This window comes from Leptotrichia sp. oral taxon 879 str. F0557 (assembly GCF_000469385.1).
In the GTDB taxonomy this organism is placed as follows: domain Bacteria; phylum Fusobacteriota; class Fusobacteriia; order Fusobacteriales; family Leptotrichiaceae; genus Leptotrichia; species Leptotrichia mesophila.
The window spans coordinates 35,676-36,042 of sequence record NZ_KI271317.1; positions in this window are offsets into that span (position 1 = coordinate 35,676).

Genomic DNA, 367 nt, shown 5'->3' on the forward strand with positions numbered 1-367 from the left:
TGTTGTTAATAAATATTTTTTCTATAATTTATATATATTTTTTTATACGTAAAAGGGAGCAGACACCATCCCCTTTTATTTTGCAATATTAGTTATTTTAATTTCTTCAAATTATAATATTTTTAGATATAGGCAAAAGTGCTACGCACCAATCCCAGCTTGTCTAAGTATCTTTAATTTAATTATAACAATTATTTTGATTAGGAAATTATAATTATTCAAAATAATCTGTAAAAACTTTAATAAGCAAAATTTCGTTAGAAGAAAAATAGCTGTTTGAGCTTTTGGAACAATTTTAAGTTGTACAAAGTTGTTTGTATTAGAAGAATATAAATTCAAAAGCGAGTTCTATTTTTCTTTTATAAGA